Source organism: Salinicola sp. CR57, from assembly GCF_003206585.1.
GTDB lineage: Bacteria > Pseudomonadota > Gammaproteobacteria > Pseudomonadales > Halomonadaceae > Salinicola > Salinicola lusitanus.
In genome coordinates this window covers 54,591-71,540 of the sequence record NZ_PZJL01000001.1, presented here as the reverse complement: position 1 = coordinate 71,540, position 16,950 = coordinate 54,591, and the positions used below count along the sequence as shown (strand labels likewise).

Genomic DNA, 16,950 nt, shown 5'->3' with positions numbered 1-16,950 from the left:
ACGTTACCCCATCGTCTGTGTCGTCAGTCCGACACGGGTCGGACCAGGAATTTCCGGTAGCTCGCCGCGTCGCATCCGTTCGATGCGATCGACACAGCGCAGCCCCGCCGACTGTAGCCAGTCGTCGTTCGGATCCGGATCGACCAGGTCAAGCCGCACGAAACTGCCTTCATGCTCGGCGAACAGAGCCTGGATGAGCGCGCGCGCCGCCGTGTCGGAATCGGCAAGGACCGGTCCGATATGGTGGCCGCGTCCGAAATCCCGCCATAGCGCACACCCTTCGAGACGTCCGTCCACGTCCAGCACCATCCCGTGGGTAGCTTCGCGCACCGCCAGCGCATGAACGGGGTTATCGGGCACCAGCGCCAGCAGGGCTTCCCAGTCCGAGGCGATCGCCGGCCGCAGGTGCGGCAGCGATGGTGCCGGTGTCGGCTCGATGATGCCCTGGTACTGACAGACGAGATTGCAGGTCTCGAAACCCAGCTTGCGGTAGAGCGGCGCCCCTGCCGTCGTCGCCACCAGGGCGAGCGGCCGCTCACCGGCCAGGGCCATGAGGTGAACCAGGATCTCGCGCCCCAGGCCGCGCCCCTGCCAGGCGTCGTCGACGATGATCAGGCCGAGTGTCGCCATGTTTCCGTGGTCGGTGCAGAAGCCGGTGCCCACCAGCTCGCCGCTGTCGCTGCGCAGGACGATGCCCTGGCCGACCTCGAGCATCTGGGCCCAGTCCTCGCGGCGGTGGGGCCAGCCGAGCCGGCGCGACAGCTGCAGGGCATCGTCGAGGTCCTGGGTATCGAAACGGCGATAGCCGAGCGTGGCATCGCGGGATGACAAATGGGGGGCTGCAGTCGCGTCTTGGGGCATGTCGGCGTTCTCCTGTATTCGAGGGCTCCGTGGCGGGTACTTTACTCAGCGTGAGGTACGGCCTGCCACGCGCGAGCGACGGATTCTCGGAATTCGGCAGAATGCGCCGAGAGGGAGCCGGTTCGGCGCATCAACTGCGCCAGGCAGGCGGACTCTCGGCACCCTGTGCTGGGCGTTCCGCCATACGATGGGAGCAGACGACGACGGTGGCTTTCGCGGCCCCCCGACTCGATGTCGCTTCTCCATCTCTCACGGCAAGGTGCATCATGGCGAGCTTCGACCCCGATCGCATTTCCCTTCCTGGCGGCCACTACATTCATGGTCGTCTCGTTCACGAGACAGGGACCCTGGCGGTATCCCGGCCGTCGGACGGCAAGGTCTACGCGATGCTGCCCGCGGCCGATGCCGGGTGTGTCGATGCCGCCGTCGACAGCGCGCGGCGCGCGTTCACCAGCAGCGATTGGGCGCGTCGTCCGCCGCGCGAACGGGCCAGGGCGATGCGCCGCTGGGCGGATCTGATCGAGGCCGACATCGATTATCTCGCGGCGCTGGAGTCCCTCGGCTCGACCCGGCCCATCGATCAGGCACGCGCCTGGGATGTGCCCTATACCGCTGAAGGGATTCGTTTCTTCGCCGAATTCGCCGACAAGTGCGGTGGAGAGGTGGCGGCGACGGCACACGATCATCTGGGCATGCAGATCGCCGAGCCGCTCGGTGTGGTGGGGGCCATCGCGCCATGGAACTTCCCGCTCAGCATGACCTGCTGGAAGGTCGCACCGGCGCTGGCGGCCGGCAACACGGTGGTCCTGAAGCCTTCGGAGATGACGCCGTTCTCGGCGGTCCGGCTGGCCGCGCTGGCGGTGGAGGCGGGCATTCCTCCTGGGGTGTTCAACGTGGTCCAGGGTAGCGGGCCGGTCACCGGAGAGGCGCTCTGCCGGCATCCCGGTGTCGCCAAGGTGACGTTCACCGGCTCCACCGGGACCGGACGCGCGATCATGCGCGCCTGCGCCGACACCGGACCGAAACCGGTCACGCTGGAGCTGGGCGGCAAGAGCCCGCAATTGGTGTTCGCCGACGTGCCCGATCTCGACCGTACCGCGCAGACGCTGGCCGCCGCCATTACCGGCAACGCCGGCCAGGTCTGCGTCGCGGGCTCGCGACTGCTGGTCGAACGGCCGCTGCTGGCGCCGCTCGTCGAGCGTCTGCAGCAGCGCTTCGCCACGCTGGAACCGGGGTTGACCTGGCACTCGGGCACGCGATTTTCGCCGCTCATTTCCGCCGTCCAGGCCGAACGCGTGGAGACGATCGTCTCTCGCGCCCGCGAGGCCGGCGCCGAGCTCCTGGCTGGCGGAACCCGCTTCGAGACGGATATGGGGGGCTGTTTCTACCGACCGACGATCCTGCAGGTGGGGGCTTCCGACAATCCGGCCGTGCGTGAGGAGATTTTCGGCCCGGTGTTGACGATCCAGGCTTTCGACGACGAAGAGGAGGCGCTGGGCCTGGCCGAGCACGAGATCTACGGGCTCGCCGCGGGGGTACACACCGCCGATCTGGGGCGGGCGCTGCGAGCGGTTCGGCGGTTGTCGGCGGGCACCGTGTGGGTCAACCGCTATGGACGCAGCAACGACTACATCCTGCCCACGGGTGGCTACAAGCGTTCCGGGATCGGCCGCGACCTGGGCCGGGCGGCCTTCGAGGCCAACCTGCAACACAAGAGCGTGCTGATCGACCTGACCCCGTGATGTCGTGCCTGTGCATGCCCTATTCGATACGTCGCCGGCCTGACTGGCGTCGCGCAAACTGACAAGAGGCTCTCGATCATGTTCGTCAATATGGACCCGGTTTTTGACACGCCCGACTTTCCCGAGCAGGTGGATGTGGTGGTGATCGGGGGCGGTATTCTGGGCACCTGCGCCACCTATGAGCTGGCCCGCCGGGGCATCTCGGTGGCACTGCTGGAGAAGGGGTTGATCGGCTGCGAGCAGTCGAGTCGAAACTGGGGCTGGGTGCGTCAACAGAACCGCGCCCTGTTCGAGCTGCCGCTGGCGATGCACAGCCTGAGCCGCTGGGAGGCCTTCTCGCAGGAAATCGGGCGTGACGTCGGCTTCCGGCGCAGCGGTATCGTCTATACCACCGATAGTCAGGAGAGTCTGGATAAATGGGAAGCCTGGGGTCGCCAGGCCCGCGAGCAGGGCTTCATCGGCCAGATGCTGAGCGCCGCGGAGGCACATGAGCGTGCACCGGGCACCACCTCGCGCTGGCTGGGCGGGGTCTGGTCGCCCACCGACGGGCGTGCCGAACCGGCCATGGCGTGTCCGGCGATCGCGCAAGGTGCCCAGGACCATGGCGCCCATGTGCATCAGAACTGTGCGGTGCGCGGACTGGATCTCACCGCGGGCCGTGTCAGCGGGGTCTGGACCGAGCGCGGACTGATCCGCACCTCGAGTGTGATCTGCGCCGGGGGCGCTTGGAGCTCGCGCTTCTGCCGTCGTCACGGGGTGGACCTGCCCTCGGCCAACATCATGGGCACCGCCATTCAAACCACGGCGGCGCCCGAAGTGACCCCCGGCTGTCTGACCACACCCAAACTTGCGCTGCGGCGGCGGCTCGATGGCAGCTATACGCTGGCCATGCCCGGGCTGGGCCGGGTCGAGATCAGCCCCCAGGGGCTGCGTTACGCCACCCGGTTCTACAGCGCCTATCGCAGCAAGCTGGCCAAGAAGCTCCAGATCAGGCTGGGGCGCTCTTTCTTCAGCGGGCCGGAAGCGGCTGGACGCTGGGAGTTCGACCAGATCTCACCGTTCGAACGCCAGCGCATTCTCGATCCCATGCCGGACATGGCGCTGGCCCGGGCCACGCTTGCCGCGCTGCACGCCGAGTATCCGGCGCTGAAGGGCGTGCATCTGGCGCGCGCCTGGGCCGGCATGATCGATACGACACCGGATCTGGTGCCTGTCATCTCGCCGATCGACGCGATTCCGGGCTTCACCGTCGCGTCCGGCTGCAGCGGCCACGGCTTCGGCATCGGCCCGGCAGCCGGGCAGCTGGCGGCCGATATCGCCACCGATGCCACGCCAATGGTGGATCCGTCGCCCTACCATCTGTCGCGTTTTTCCGATGGCAGCCGTATCCGCCAGCCCGAGATGATGTGAATCCGTCGCCGCAGCCTGTGCTGTCCTCGGCCCCAAAAAGGGCGATTTGTGCCACCCCGGCGCCCGCTTTCAGCGTCGGCCACCGTGGACCCGGTGCTGTAATGAGGGATACCGAAGCGGCGCCGGTGCTCGTGTTGGCATCCTGTGCCGTCCAGACGAACGGTGGCCTATGACCCCCGGCCACCGCAACGCCACGACAACGCCATGACAAGGCCACGACAAGGCCACAACAACAGGACGAAGCCCCATGAGCGACATCATGCGCCCCAAGTACATTACCTTCGACTGCTACGGCACCTTGACCAACTTCCAGATGGGGAGTCTGACCCGCGAGATATTTGCCGACCGGATCCCCGACGCCGAGCGCATGGCGGCCTTCGTGAAGGATTTCGGCGCCTATCGCTTCGACGAGGTGCTGGGGCCGTGGAAGCCCTACGCCGAGATCCTGTGCACGGCACTCGAGCGGACGTGCCAGCGCTGGGGTATCGAATATCGCGACAACGAAGGCCTGCGCTACTACGAGGCGGTGCCGACCTGGGGGCCGCATCCCGACGTGATCAAGGGGCTGTCCAAGATCGCCGGCAAGATTCCGCTGGTGATCTACTCCAACGCCGATGACACGCAGATCATGTCCAACGTCCAGAAGTTGGAAGTCCCGTTTCACGAGGTGTTCACCGCCGATACCTTCAAGGTCTACAAGCCTCGCTTGGCCGCCTTCGAAGCCATGATCGACACCCTGGGTTGCCGCCCCGATGAGCTGCTGCACATCTCGTCGAGCTTTCGCTACGACCTGATCTCGGCCTCGCTGATGGGGATCGAGAACAAGGCGTTCGTGGCGCGGGGGCACGAGCCCTACTGCGCCGGTTACGGTGCCACCGAGATCGCCGATATCCGCGGTCTGCCGGCGCTGGTCGGGCTCTGAGCACCGAGCTCGCCACCGCATCCTTGTCGCCCGAGACGGAGGAAGGTGCCATGCAGTTCGATTCCTACTGGCTGGCGACGGCGCCGGCTTTCAGCGGGGCGCGGCAGACACCGCCCGAGGAGCGCTATGACGTCGTCGTCGTGGGGGGCGGATTCACCGGGCTGTCGGCGGCGCGAACGCTGGCCCGCGGCGGGGCGCGCGTTGCCCTGATCGAGGCGGGCCGGGTCATCGGCGAGGCGTCAGGGCGCAATGGCGGCCAGTGCAATACCGGTGTCGCCCAGGACTACGCCAGCCTGGTCGAGCAGCTCGGGCGCGAGCGGGCGATGTGCCACTACCGCCACTATGCCGAGGCGGTGGCGAGCGTGCGCCGGGTGATCGCGGAGGAGCAAATCGAGTGCGACTACCTTCATCACGGCAAGCTCAAGCTGGCCGCCAAGCCCGAGCACTACGCCAAGCTCGTGCGCAGTGCCGAGGCGATCGCCCGTGACGTCGATCCAGAGGTCGAGCTGATCCCCCGAGACGCGATCCGCCAGGAGGTCGACTCGCCGATCTTCCATGGTGGCCTGCTGCAGAAAAACGGCGGGCAGATGCACATGGGGCGCTTCGGTATAGGGCTGGCCGAGGCGGCCGTGGCCCACGGCGCGCAGCTGTTCGAGCATACCCCGATGACCGGCGTCGCCCGGCAGGCGGGGGGCTACCGTGTGGCCACCCCGGGCGGCACCCTGCAGGCGGACAACGTGCTGCTGGCGACGGGTGCCTCGCGCCAGGGGCCGCTCGGCTGGTTTCGCCGCCGGCTGGCGCCGGTGGGCAGCTTCATCGTGGTCACCGCCCCGCTGAGCGAGTCGCAGTGCCGGGCGCTGTTACCGCAGCGGCGTGCCTATGTCACCAGCCGCATCGTCGGCCACTATTTTCGCCTGACCCCCGATAACCGGTTGCTGTTCGGCGGACGCGCCCGGTTCGCGATGTCGGGCGGCAAATCGGACACCAAGAGCGGAGAGATCCTGCGCCGGGGCCTGGGCCACGCCTTTCCCTCGTTGGCCGACACCGATATCGACTACTGCTGGGGTGGGCTGGTCGACATGAGTCGCGACCGCCTGCCACATGCCGGTCGCCACGACGGCATGTACTACGTCATGGGCTACAGCGGCCACGGTGTCCAGATGTCGGTCCATATGGGCCAACGCCTCGCCGAGGCGATGCTGGGTCAGCGACACGCCTACCCGTGGCAGGAGCGTCACTGGCCGGCGATCCCCGGCCACTTCGGCAAACCCTGGTTTCTGCCCCTCGTCGGCGGCTGGTATCGGCTGCAGGATCGGTGGCATTGAGCCGTACGCCCGGCCGGGGAGAAACCGTTATTCAGTAAGCGCTATATCCGAGTTCCATAACAATTTCAGTCGATCTAGGAGAAGGCTTATGACGCGTCACGACAACAGTCACGACAACCGTCGCGACAACAACAGCGGCAAGCTGACGTCTCCCCAGGAGAGTCTCGAGGTCTATCGGGCCATGCAGCGCGGGCTGTCCCGGCGCGATGCCATGAAGCTGCTCGGCGCGGCCGGGCTGCTGGCCATGGGCGCGGGCGGGGTGCCCGGCTTGTCGCGGGCCTTCGCCGCGGAAGGCGAGGGGACACCGCAACGCGGCGGGCGTATCCGCGTCGCCGCCCACTCCTCCTCGACCAAGGATTCACTCGATCCCGCGCAGGGCTCGACCGCAATCGACTACTGCCGCGCCTACATGTTCTACAACGGCCTGACCCAGTTCGATCCGGGCCTGCGCCCGCAGCCCTGCCTGGCCGAAAGCTTCGAGACCACCGACAACGGCAGCCACTGGATCTTCGTTCTGCGCCAGGGGGTGACGTTCCATGATGGCAAGGCGCTCACGCCCCAGGACGTGGTCTACTCGGTCATGCGCCACAAGGATCCCGCGGTCGGCTCCAAGGCGCTGTCGATGGTCGAGCAGATCGATAGCGTGCGGGCACTCGACCAGCGCCGGGTGGAGTTCAACCTTTCTGCGCCCAATATCGAGTTGCCCTCGGTTCTCGCCGTCTCGCATCTGGTCATCGTTGCCGAGGGCACCCAGGACTTCTCCAAGGGCAACGGCACCGGCGCGTTCCGTTGTCAGGAGTTCTCGCCCGGGGTTCGCTCTGTCGGTGTGCGCAACGAGAACTACTGGCGCGAGGGGTATCCGTACCTGGATGCCATCGAGATGGTCGGCATCGGAGACGAATCCTCACGCGTCAACGCGCTGCTCTCCGGCGACGTTCAGATGATCAACAACCTCAGCGGCAACTCCGCGGAGCGGATCAAGCAGAGCGAGACCGGCGTGCTCAAGGCGACCAACTCCGGCAACTACACTGACCTGGTCATGCGCTTCGACCAGCAGCCGACGAGTCGGCCGGCGTTCCGCGAGGCGATGAAGTACCTTTTCGATCGCGAGCAGATCAAGCGCGTGGCGCTACGCGGCTATGGCGAAATCGCCAACGACCAGCCCATCGCACCGGGAACGCCCTACTACTTCGACGGCCTGCCCCAGCGGGAATACGACCCCGAGCGCGCCGCCTCCCTGCTTCAGAAGGCCGGTGTCGCCGGCGCCACCGTGCCGCTCGTCGCATCGCCCGCCGCCAACTACTCCGAGGATATGGCGGTGCTGCTCCAGCAGTCGGCGGCGGCGGCCGGTCTCAAGCTCAACATCAACCGGGTTCCGGCGGACGGCTACTGGTCGAACCACTGGATGAAGCATCCCCTGGGTTTCGGCAACATCAATCCGCGCCCGACCGCCAACATCCTGCTCTCCCAGTTCTTCCTGTCGAGCGCCGCGTGGAACGAGTCGGGATGGAAGAACGAGCACTTCGATCAACTGGTCGTTGCCGCTCGGGGCGAGCCCGACGAGGTCAAGCGCAAGCAGATGTATGCTGACATGCAGACCTTGATCCACGACGAGGGCGGTATCGGGATTCCCGTTTTCCTCAACGATCTCGAGGGTTATGACTCGCGGATCGGCGGCATGGATCGCACCGTGCCGCTGGGCGCCCTCATGGGCTACATGTTCGCCGAATACGTCTGGTGGAAGGGCTGAGCCGGGCTTCGCACGTCAACGCAAGCGCCGATCGTCGCCGACCTCGCTCGGGAGCGGGTAGGGGGCGATCGGGGCACTCGAGTCGGAGACGACCCATGCGCAACACGCTATTTGGACTCGTGGCCGGACGGCTGGGCGCCAGTCTGCTGACCCTGTTTCTGGTATCGCTGGTGATCTTCGCCATCACCTCGCTGCTGCCCGGCGACACGGCCCAGCAGATTCTGGGCCAGTTCGCCACGCCCGAGCAGGTCGCTGCGCTGAGAGAGCAGTTGGGACTCAACCAGCCGGCCATCGTGCGTTACTGGCACTGGCTGTCCGGTTTCGTCACCGGTGACCTCGGCCAGTCGGCAAGCAACGGCATGGCGGTCGCGCAGCTGATCAACGATCGCCTGCCAAACTCGCTCATCCTCGCCGGTATCACCACCCTCGTCTCGGTACCCATCGCCATCACCATGGGCGTCGTGGCGGCGATGTGCCGCGGCGGCCTGATCGATCGCCTGCTCAATCTGGTGACCCTGTCGATGGTCGCGGTGCCGGAGTTCCTGGTGGCCACGCTGGCGGTACTGATTTTCGCGGTCCAGCTCAACTGGCTGCCCGCACTCTCCTATGTCTCCACGGTCGACTCGCTGGGGGACGCCATGAAGATCTACGCCATGCCGGTACTGACGCTCTGCTGCGTGCTCATCGCGCAGATGGCGCGGATGACAAGGGCAGCGCTGATCGATCAGCTCGATAGCCCCTACGTCGAGATGGCGCAGCTCAAGGGCGTGCCGCCGATCCGCCGGGTCATGCGCCACGCCCTGCCCAATGCGGTCGGGCCGATCGCCAATGCCGTTGCGCTGAGCCTCTCCTATCTGCTCGGCGGCGTCATCATCGTCGAGACCATATTCAATTATCCGGGGATCGCCAGCCTGATGGTGGACGCGGTATCCAATCGCGACCTCTCGCTGGTGCAGGCCTGCGCCATGCTGTTCTGCGGCACCTATCTGGTGCTGGTCATGCTGGCCGACATCTGCGCGATTCTCTCCAACCCGAGGCTGCGCAACCGATGAACTCGCTCAAGACGATGACGCATCCCAAGGCCAATACCCCCAGACGGTTGCGCCACGGCAGCCACCTGCCTGTCGGCGCCCCCCAGCGCCGCAATCGCCGCCGGCTTCAGTTGACCCGCTGGATCGGGCTCGGCGTGTTCGGCTTCTGGATTCTGGTGGCGCTGTTCGGGCCGCTGCTGGCGCCCCATCCGATGGGGGCATTCGTCTCCGACCAGATGTTCGGCGGGATGAGCGCCGCTTACCCGCTGGGTACCGACTACATGGGCCGCGACATGCTCAGCCGAATCCTGACCGGCGCTCGCTACACCGTGGGTCTCGCCTTGGTCGCCGCCTGTCTCTCCAGCCTGATCGGCGCCGGCTTCGGCATGCTTTCGGTGCTGTTGCCGAAGTGGCTGGAGGAGTCCGTACGACGGATATTCGACACCCTGATTTCGATTCCCAGCAAGATGATGGCGCTGGTGATGGTGTCGGCCTTCGGTGCCTCGATCCCGCTGCTGATCACGGCCACCGTGTTGAGCTATGCCCCCGGGGCTTTCCGGATCGCCCACAGTCTGGCCACCAATCTGGCCACGATGGAGTACGTCCAGGTCGCTCACACCCGGGGCGAAGGCCGACTCTACATCGCCGCCCGCGAGATCTTCCCCAACATGATCCAGTCGGTGTTGACCGACATGGGAATGCGCTTCGTGTTCATCGTGCTGCTGCTCAGCGGCATGAGTTTTCTCGGGCTGGGTGTGCAGCCGCCGGCGGCGGATCTCGGGTCGCTGGTGCGCGAGAACATCGGCGGCTTGAGTCAGGGCGCGATCGCGGTCATCGCGCCGGCCCTGGCCATCGGCACGCTGACGATCGGCGCCAATCTGCTGATCGATAGCCTCTCCACCAGCCGCGCGACGCAGAAGGAGTGACCCATGCAAGGTGAATCGCTCATCGTTCGCGACCTCGAGATCGTCGCGACCCCCGATGACGGGGAAGAACGCAGCATCGTCAGCCGGATCGGCTTCTCGCTCGAACCGGGCGAGGTGCTGGCGCTGATCGGCGAGTCCGGGTCGGGCAAGACCACCATCGCCCTGGCCATGCTGGGGTACGCCAGACGCGGGTGCCGTATCGCCGGGGGCAGCGTGCGCCTGGGCGAGACCGAGGTGCTGTCGCTTTCGCCGGTGGCAACAAGGGCCCTGCGAGGGCACCGCGTGGCCTATATCGCCCAGAGCGCGGCGGCGGCGTTCAACCCCTCGCGTTCGCTGATGGATCAGGTGATCGAGGCGGCGCTGCTGCACAAGGTGATGGATCGCCGCACCGCCCGGGACAAGGCCATCGGCTTGTTCCGGGATCTGGCGCTGCCCGACCCCGAACATATCGGCGAGCGCTACCCTCATCAGGTCTCGGGTGGGCAGTTGCAACGCGTGATGGCGGCGATGGCCCTGCTCACCGATCCGGCGCTGGTGATTCTGGACGAGCCGACCACGGCGCTGGACGTGACCACCCAGGTCGAGGTGCTGCTCGCGTTCAAGCGCGTCATGCGTGAGCGCGGCACAACGGCGATCTATGTCTCCCACGATCTGGCCGTGGTCGCCCAGATGGCCGACCAGGTGCTGGTGCTCAACGGGGGATGCGAGCAGGAGCAGGGCCGGATCGAAGAGATTCTCGAGCGGCCTCGGCATGCCTACACCCGGAGCCTGCTGGCGGCGACCCGACCGGTGCGCCTGGCCGACTCGGTGCCGGTCGCCGCGGGGCAGCCACTGCTGGCGGTCGAGCAGCTCGATGTCGGCTACGGCAAGCTGAACCGTGACGGCGAGCCGTCGAGCAAGGTGCTGCGTGGAATCGATCTCACGCTCTCCGCGGGCCGCTCCATCGGCGTCATCGGGGAGTCGGGCTCCGGTAAATCGACCCTGGCCCGCGCGATCGCCGGGCTGATCGCCCCCTGCCATGGCAGCGTACAGTTCGATGGCACCCCGCTGCCGCCGACACTGCGTGGCCGCACGCCGGATCAATTCCGGCGCATCCAGATGGCCTTCCAGAGTGCCGACAACGCGCTCAACCCGGCCCATTCGGTACGCCGACTGCTCGGCCGGCCGCTGGAGACCTATTTCCATCTGGACCGCGCCGAGCGACGGCGTCGGATCGACGAGCTCATGGCACTGGTCAAGCTGCCCACCAGCCTGCTGGATCGCAAGCCCGGCGAGCTCTCCGGGGGCCAGAAGCAGCGCGTCAATCTCGCGCGCTGCCTGGCGGCCAAGCCGGATCTGATTCTCTGCGACGAGGTGACCTCGGCACTGGATACCGTGGTCGGTGCGGCGATTCTCGAACTGCTGGCGGAGCTGCGCCAGGAACTGGGCGTTGCCTATCTGTTCATCAGCCACGATATCTCGACAGTGCGCGCGCTCTGCGACGATGTCATGGTGCTCTACCACGGTGAGTGCGTGGAGTTCGGGGCATGCGATACGGTACTCGAGGCACCGCGCCATGACTACACGCGCAAGCTGATCGGCTCCGTGCCGGAGCTGCGCACCGGCTGGCTGGAAAACCGCTCGCTCGCCCCGGCGGAGGCCCCGGCCTGAACTGCGCCGGGGCGGGAGCGATGATTCAGTAGCCGCGCTGGCGGTCGATCTGGCCGCTCATCGGCTCGCCGCGCTGGTGGCGGCGGAGGTTGTCCAGTAGCACCGGGAAGGCGGTCTCCGGCTGCGTCATGGCGGCCACGTGGGGTGTCATCAGGATGCGGTCGTGATGCCAGAAAGGGTGGTCCGGCGCTGGCGGCTCCTGGCCGAGGACATCCACCACCGCCGCCGACAGCTGCCCCGACGCCAGCGCCTGAAGCAGGTCGTCGTCGACCAGGTGGTCGCCGCGGCCGATGTTGACCAGGGCCGCACCCTCGGGCAAGCGTGCGAACAGCTCGCGATCGAGGATGCCGCGGGTGGCATCGGTCAGCGGCAAGACGCAGATCAGGATGTCGCTGGAGGCCAGAAAGCGCTCCAGCCCGTCGGGGCCGGCGTGACAGGTGATCCCCGGCAACTGGCGCGGGCTGCGCGACCAGCCGCTGACCGGGAAGCCGTAGCCGCTCAGGTGCGTGGCGATCGCCTGTCCCAACTGGCCCAGGCCGAGGATGCCGACACGGCGGTGCTCGGCGGCGACCAGGGAATGGGCCTGCCATTGGCGCTCGCGTTGCTGGTGCACATAGGCGTACAGGCGGCGATGCAGCCACAGCGTGGCGAAGGCGGCGTACTCGACCATGCCGGTCTCCAGCGCCGGGTCCAGCATGCGCACCAGCGGCACGCCGGCGGGCAGTTGCGAGAGGTCGAACTGGTCGACGCCGGCGGAGGTGGCGAACACCACCTCGAGGGCGGGCAGCCGGGTGGCGAGATCGCTGGGTGGCTCCCAGGCCAGCAGGTAGCGCACCTCGGCAGGGTCGCCGACATCTGGCCATTGGCGGAACTCGATGTCGGGGGCATATTGCGCGAACAGCGCCCGCCAGCGCTCTCCTCTCACCGGGTCGGACTTGTAGAGCAGGGCCATGAACCTCTCCTTCGCGGGGAAAGCTTCAGGCTACGACAAGGGCGGGGCAGCGAATGTCGTTGTGCCGTGCTGGGCGGCGATATCTGCCGAATTGGCAGGCTTCAGCGCAGATTCCACTGTGTCGGGGCGGCGCTGGCGCCAAACCGGCGGGTGGAAGGCGAAAAGGTGCGGTGGCCGGGAAAGGTCGCCGCTAGACTGTTCCGGTGCAAGCGATGGCAACGACCTGCCGCGAGCACCGGACCCGAAGGCGTCCCCGGACGTCGTTTCCGCGGACCGGGTATTCCAGGAGGAGGCATGAACCCTACCGATATTGCTACGACGCAGAGAGTGGATGCATTCGTGAGTGCGGCCCGACCGCTGGAGAGCGGTGATCTCCATCATCTCCATCAGCTTGCCGTCAGTGTTGCCTGGCCCCACCGGGCGCGGGATCTGAGGCTACTGATGGCGCTGGGGCGAGGGTATCTGGCGCTGGACGAGATCGAGCGCGTGCTGGCATCCGGCATGTACTTCGAGATGGGCGAGGATTTCGCCATGCTCGGCATGATGATCACCGCCCCGAGGCTCCAGACGTTCGGGGCGGGGCGCTGGTTGCTGGATCGGATCCTGGCGGATTGCGGCGGTCGCGATCTGCGCTTGAACGCGACGCGAGCGGCCTATCGCCTATATGAAAGTGCCGGCTTCGTGCCGGTGGCAACGGTCCATCAGCGCCAGGGCATGGTGGGCGAGGGGCCGCTGCCCGAGAGTGGGGCGACGTGCCCGGTCCGCACGCTGCAGGCGTCGGATCTGACGGCGCTGCGGATGCTCGACCAGGTGGCCTTCGGGGCCGAGCGCCGCGCGGTGCTGGATGCGCTCTTCGCCGTCAGCGAGGGCACGGTGGCCGTTCGCGATGGCGCGGCCGCAGGATTCGCGCTGATTCGTGACTTTGGCCGGGGGCGCGTGATCGGACCGGTGGTGGCGGAGGACGAGGCGATGGCGATGGCGCTGATCGCGCCGCTCGTCCGGGAGCACCGTGGGCAGTTCCTGCGCATCGACACCACCTGCGACACCCCGACTTTCTTCGCTTTCCTCGACGCTGCGGGACTCGACGCTTTCGACACCGTCACCCAGATGCGCCTGGGCCAGCAGAGAGGCGGGGACGGGCCGGTCCGGACCTTCGGCCTGGCCGCGCATACGCTCGGTTGAGCGCGTAGGCGCGGTCACGTCCCGCCGTGGCTATCGTCCTCGATCAACTGGCCCAGCGGGACCTCGACCCGGGTCAGCGGTGTCTTCATCACCACGTAGCTGAAGTAGCGTGCGATCCCCACGTCCTGCCCCAACCATCGCTCCATCAGCTGCTGGAACTCGGAGAGGCGTGGCACGAGTATCCGCAGCAGATAGTCGTAACCGCCGGAGACCAGATGGCACTCCATCACCTCGGGCGTTGCCGCCATGGCCGCCTCGAACCGCTGGAAGCTGTCGCGACGGTGATTGCTCAGCGTAATCTCCACGAACAGGGTCATCGACGAGCCGAGCCGGGCCAGATTGAGACGGGCGTTGTAGCTCTCGATGTAGCCGGCCTGCTGGAGCCGCTTGACCCGGGACAGACAGGGAGAGGGCGACAGCCCCACGCGATCCGCGAGCTGGGCATTGGTGATGCGTCCGTCGCGCTGCAGCTCGGTCAGGATGGAGACATCGAGGCGATCGAGTTTGGGTGATGTCATGAGTCTAGGGCCCAGGGCCGATTCCCGTTGGCGTCGCCGCGGCACTGGTGGGATGCCTATGCTGCCTGGCGGATGGCGTTTCCATCGCCCTGCAGTTTTCAATATCGTGACTCGGGGGGCAAGTTACGGGCACGAATCTTTTTACCCGATCGCGTCAGGCGTCGTCGCGAAGGTAAGCTGATGCATCGGGCCCGCCATCGCATGTCGCCAAGGCTCCGCCGCCAGGTAGCCGACTTTTGGGGAGACAACAATGAAGCTGGATCGTACCGATCTCAGAATCCTGACCGAACTGCAGAAAAATGGCCGTATCCCCAACGTCGAGCTGGCCGAGCTGGTTCATCTATCGCCCAGCCCCTGCCTGATGCGGGTCAAGAAGCTGCAGGCAGCGGGTTACATCACCGGCTATTCGGCGCTGATCGATCTGGCGAAATTCGACGAGATATTGACGGTATTCACCGAAGTGACGCTCTCCCATCACCGCCAGATCGACTTCGATCGGTTTCAGCAGGCGGTCGCGAAGATCGACGACTGCCTGGAGTGTCATCTGATGTCGGGCGGGTTCGACTATCTGCTCAAGTTCGTGACGCGTGGCATCGCGGAGTACCAGGCGCTCATCGAGGGGCTGGTCGAACAGGACGTGGGGATCGAGAAGTACTTCAACTACGTGGTCATCAAGTCACCTTTCTCGAAATCCCACCTGCCGCTCAACGCGCTGTTCGGACCTCAGGCGGAGTCGTCCTGAACGGCGAGCCGGCTCAATCATCCTTCTCCGTGGCTTCACGCCCTCGCAGGTTGGCGATCGCCTCGCGGGCATCTTCCAGGCTGGTCGGATCGTCGATGGTGGCGGGTACGTCGAAGGTCTCCCCGTCGGCGATCTGGCGCAGCGCCCGACGCAGGATCTTGCCCGAGCGGGTCTTGGGCAGGCGGTCCACCACCCGCACCTGCTTGAAACTCGCCACCGGGCCGATCCGTTCCCGGACCAGGGAGACGAGCTCCCGCTCCAGCTTCGCGTGGTCACCATCGAAGCCATCCTTGGGGATCACCAGTCCCAGCGGTAATTGCCCCTTGAGTGCATCCTGGGTGCCGATCACCGCGCACTCGGCCACCGCCGGATGCGAGCCGAGTACCTCTTCCATCTCGCCGGTGGAGAGCCGGTGGCCGGCGACATTGATCACATCGTCGGTGCGGCCCATCACGAACAGATAGCCCTCGTCGTCGATGTAGCCGCCGTCGCCGGTCAGATAGTAGCCCGGGTAGGTCGCCAGGTAGGCCGAGTGCAGGCGCTTGGGGTCGCCCCAGATACCGGCGAGGCAGCCCGGCGGCAGCGGCTGCTTGATCACCACGCTACCCTCGGTCAGTGCGCCCACCTCCTCGCCGTGGCGATCGAGGATGCGCACATCGTAGCCCGGCACCGGGAAGGTGGCGGAGCCGGCGCGGGTGGGCACCGGGTCGAGCCCCAGCGGATCGGCGGCGATCGCCCAGCCGGTCTCGGTCTGCCACCAGTGGTCGACGATCGGCACGTCGAGATGCGCCTTGAGCCAGTGGTAGGTGGGCGGGTCGAGGCGCTCCCCGGCCAGAAACAGCGAGCGCAGGCTGGAGAGGTCGTAGCCCTCCTTCAGCCGCGCCTCGGGGTCCTCCTTCTTGATCGCGCGGAAGGCCGTCGGCGCGGTGAAGAAGCTCTTCACCCGATACGCTTCGATCACTCGCCAGAAGGCACCGGCATCGGGAGTGCGCACCGGCTTGCCCTCGTAGACCACGCTGCTGGCACCGCGCAGCAGCGGGCCGTAGACGATGTAGGAGTGGCCCACGACCCAGCCCACGTCGGAGGCGGAGAAGAACACCTCACCCGGGGCGATGTCGTAGATCGTCTCCATCGAGTAGTGCAGCGCCACGGCGTAGCCGCCGGTATCGCGTACCACGCCCTTGGGACGGCCGGTGGTGCCGGAGGTGTAGAGGATGTAGAGCGGGTCGGTGGCCTTGACCGGGACACAGTCGGCGGGCTCGGCCGTGGCCATCAGCGTCTTCCACTCGGCCTCGCCGGGGCCGAGCTCGGCGCGGCAGGCATCGCGCTGCAGGTAGACACAGTGAGCCACCGCATGGGCGCTGCGCGACAGCGCCTCGCGCACGATCGGTTGGTAGGCCACCACGCGGCCGGGCTCGAGCCCGCAGGAGGCCGCTACTACCACCCTGGGCTTGGCGTCCTCGATCCGTGCCGCCAGCTCGCGGGCGGCGAAACCGCCGAACACCACCGAGTGGATGGCGCCGAGGCGTGCGCAGGCGAGCATCGCGATCAACGCCTCCGGCACCATCGGCATGTAGATCACCACGCGCTCGCCCGGGGTCACACCCAGCCCGCGCAGGGCGCCGGCGCAGCGGGCGGTGGCATCGCGCAGCTCACGATAGGTGTAGCGCCGCTGCTGGCCGCTGAGCGGCGAGTCCCAGTAGAGCGCGATGCGCTCGCCGTGCCCCTGCTCGACGTGATGGTCGAGGGCGGCATGGCACAGATTGAGCTCGCCATCGCCAAACCAGCGGGCGTGTCCGTTTGCGTCGTAGGCGAGCGCCCGGGTCGGCGGGGTGAACCAGGGCAGGCGCCGAGCCTGGCGCATCCAGAAGGCTTCCGGGTCCTCGAGCGAATCTCGGTACTCGTCCTGATAACGGCTCATGGCATACCCCGCTGAAGT

Annotated in this window: 14 protein-coding genes; 10 read left to right on the top strand and 4 right to left on the bottom strand. The window is 66.8% G+C overall.

The window, feature by feature from the left end:
• Window positions 1-3: 3 nt before the first annotated feature.
• The gene (locus DOM56_RS00310; RefSeq protein ID WP_110706994.1) at window positions 4-861 is read right to left on the bottom strand and encodes a GNAT family N-acetyltransferase; all 858 of its coding nucleotides are present in this window, start codon (window positions 859-861) and stop codon (window positions 4-6) included.
• A gap of 266 nt (window positions 862-1,127) precedes the next feature.
• Here DOM56_RS00310 and DOM56_RS00305 point away from each other — a divergent pair, with 266 nt between their 5' ends.
• From DOM56_RS00305 to DOM56_RS00270, 8 genes are all read left to right on the top strand, one after another.
• Window positions 1,128-2,603 carry an aldehyde dehydrogenase family protein gene (locus DOM56_RS00305; protein WP_110706993.1) on the top strand — a complete coding sequence of 492 codons (1,476 nt, stop codon included), beginning with the start codon at window positions 1,128-1,130 and terminating at the stop codon, window positions 2,601-2,603.
• 78 nt (window positions 2,604-2,681) lie between these two features.
• Window positions 2,682-4,013, top strand: a complete 1,332-nt coding sequence (locus tag DOM56_RS00300) for an FAD-binding oxidoreductase (RefSeq protein WP_110706992.1) — start codon at window positions 2,682-2,684, stop codon at window positions 4,011-4,013.
• Between the two features lie 247 nt (window positions 4,014-4,260).
• The gene (locus tag DOM56_RS00295) at window positions 4,261-4,935 is read left to right on the top strand and encodes a haloacid dehalogenase type II (RefSeq protein ID WP_110706991.1); all 675 of its coding nucleotides are present in this window, start codon (window positions 4,261-4,263) and stop codon (window positions 4,933-4,935) included.
• Between the two features lie 50 nt (window positions 4,936-4,985).
• Complete coding sequence (locus tag DOM56_RS00290; RefSeq protein ID WP_110706990.1) at window positions 4,986-6,260, top strand: FAD-binding oxidoreductase; 1,275 nt, start codon at window positions 4,986-4,988, stop codon at window positions 6,258-6,260.
• 88 nt (window positions 6,261-6,348) lie between these two features.
• Window positions 6,349-8,010, top strand: a complete 1,662-nt coding sequence (locus DOM56_RS00285; protein ID WP_110706989.1) for an ABC transporter substrate-binding protein — start codon at window positions 6,349-6,351, stop codon at window positions 8,008-8,010.
• Window positions 8,011-8,105: 95 nt separating this feature from the next.
• Window positions 8,106-9,062, top strand: a complete 957-nt coding sequence (locus tag DOM56_RS00280) for an ABC transporter permease (protein ID WP_110706988.1) — start codon at window positions 8,106-8,108, stop codon at window positions 9,060-9,062.
• On the top strand, window positions 9,059-9,967 hold the full coding sequence (locus DOM56_RS00275; protein WP_110706987.1) for an ABC transporter permease: 909 nt from the start codon (window positions 9,059-9,061) through the stop codon (window positions 9,965-9,967). Before DOM56_RS00280 ends, DOM56_RS00275 begins: the two co-directional genes overlap by 4 nt.
• Window positions 9,968-9,970: 3 nt before the next feature.
• On the top strand, window positions 9,971-11,617 hold the full coding sequence (locus DOM56_RS00270; RefSeq protein WP_110706986.1) for an ABC transporter ATP-binding protein: 1,647 nt from the start codon (window positions 9,971-9,973) through the stop codon (window positions 11,615-11,617).
• Window positions 11,618-11,642: 25 nt separating this feature from the next.
• On the opposite strand, the gene DOM56_RS00265 is transcribed toward DOM56_RS00270, so the two are convergent.
• Complete coding sequence (locus tag DOM56_RS00265) at window positions 11,643-12,569, bottom strand: glyoxylate/hydroxypyruvate reductase A (protein WP_110706985.1); 927 nt, start codon at window positions 12,567-12,569, stop codon at window positions 11,643-11,645.
• A 294-nt stretch (window positions 12,570-12,863) separates the two neighbouring features.
• On the opposite strand from DOM56_RS00265, the gene DOM56_RS00260 reads away from it, so the two are divergent.
• Window positions 12,864-13,751 (top strand): GNAT family N-acetyltransferase, encoded by an 888-nt coding sequence (locus DOM56_RS00260; RefSeq protein WP_110706984.1) that lies wholly within the window; start codon window positions 12,864-12,866, stop codon window positions 13,749-13,751.
• Between the two features lie 14 nt (window positions 13,752-13,765).
• On the opposite strand, the gene DOM56_RS00255 is transcribed toward DOM56_RS00260, so the two are convergent.
• Entirely contained in the window at window positions 13,766-14,269 is a 504-nt protein-coding gene (locus tag DOM56_RS00255) for an Lrp/AsnC family transcriptional regulator (protein WP_110706983.1), read from the bottom strand.
• A gap of 250 nt (window positions 14,270-14,519) precedes the next feature.
• Between DOM56_RS00255 and DOM56_RS00250 the strand changes: the two genes are divergently transcribed.
• Window positions 14,520-15,011 (top strand): Lrp/AsnC family transcriptional regulator, encoded by a 492-nt coding sequence (locus DOM56_RS00250; protein WP_110706982.1) that lies wholly within the window; start codon window positions 14,520-14,522, stop codon window positions 15,009-15,011.
• Between the two features lie 13 nt (window positions 15,012-15,024).
• Here the strand turns inward: DOM56_RS00250 and DOM56_RS00245 are convergent, their stop codons facing one another.
• A complete protein-coding gene (locus tag DOM56_RS00245) occupies window positions 15,025-16,932 on the bottom strand; it encodes a propionyl-CoA synthetase (RefSeq protein WP_110706981.1) in 1,908 nt (635 codons plus the stop codon).
• Window positions 16,933-16,950 lie beyond the last annotated feature (18 nt).